We start from the raw sequence: 1,162 nt of genomic DNA, 5'->3' as shown, positions 1-1,162 counted from the left end.
ATACCAAACGAAAATATAATATAGACCAATTTTGATAATTGGTTTTTTTATGGTAAATTTGGACTATATTATAACAGTAATTATGGCACATGCAAAAATTTTGGTGATTAAGGAAACCGAAAAAGAAATAAAAAATCTGCTCAAACAATCTATTCCATTTATTGGTCAACGTTTGAGAGTTCTGTTGATTTTGAAGCAAAACGAAAAAGTAGGGGTTTCTAAACGTGAGGTAGCTAAATTAGCGGGGGTTGACCCTAATAGCGTTCAGAATTGGAGAACATTATACCTTAATGCTGGAATTGAGGGTTTGATGAAGCATCAAAAAACAGGTTTTAAGCCGTCGGCTTTTAATGCTATTGAACACAATATGTTGGAAACAAAACTCAACAACCCTCAAAATGGACTTCAAGGCTATGTTGAGCTTAAAGATTGGATTGAAAAAGAATCAGGGAAGACTTTCAATTACAACACATTGCTTTATTACTGCATCAGGAATTTTAAATCAAGTGTAAAAGTAGCCCGCAAAAGTCATGTCAAAAAAGACGAAGATCAGGGAATTTCTTTTAAAAAGACTTCGGACGAATCTGTCAAGAAACAGCACTAAATACGGTGGGTGATTTTGACTCTGTAAACTTATATTTTCAAGATGAATCGCGTTTTGGTTTGTTCACTCGAAATGGAAAATCAGTTACTGCTATTAGTGTTAAACCGATTTGTACTTTTCAACAAGTTTTTAAATCAACTTGGCTTTCTGGAGCCTTTTCGCCCATAACTGGAGACCATTTTCAATTAATACTCCCGCATTGCAACGCTGATAATTTTCAAGTTTTTCTAAATAATTTCTCAAAAGAAAATCCGAAAGAACTCAAAATAATGGTGCTGGATAATGGAAGGTTTCATAAGGCTAAAACATTAATCATTCCTGAAAATATTGTTTTGGTTTTTCTACCACCATATAGTCCAGAACTTAATCCCGCTGAAAAAATGTGGGCAAAATACAAACGAGAGTTTTCTAATAAATTCTATAATTCATTGGAAGATGTAGAAGATTTCATTACTAACCTCGTAAAAGCTACAAGCAAAAAAGAGGTAATGAGTATCTGTGGATATAGCTATGTGTTTTTAGATGAAATTTGGACTATATAATACATGTGTTTGGTAT

General features: G+C 33.0%; 2 protein-coding genes. Both read left to right on the top strand.

Features of this window, described 5'->3' with window-relative positions:
• The first annotated feature begins 82 nt into the window (after positions 1 to 82).
• Positions 83 to 604 (top strand): helix-turn-helix domain-containing protein, encoded by a 522-nt coding sequence (locus ACNQGX_RS18335; protein WP_417978756.1) that lies wholly within the window; start codon positions 83 to 85, stop codon positions 602 to 604.
• Between the two features lie 5 nt (positions 605 to 609).
• Entirely contained in the window at positions 610 to 1,146 is a 537-nt protein-coding gene (locus ACNQGX_RS18330) for an IS630 family transposase (protein ID WP_417978754.1), read from the top strand.
• The last annotated feature ends 16 nt before the right edge of the window (positions 1,147 to 1,162 follow it).

The organism is Flavobacterium glycogeni, assembly GCF_048286775.1.
Classification (GTDB): Bacteria; Bacteroidota; Bacteroidia; order Flavobacteriales; family Flavobacteriaceae; genus Flavobacterium.
Note: the sequence above shows the minus strand (reverse complement) of the source record. Positions and strands in the feature narration are given on the sequence as shown.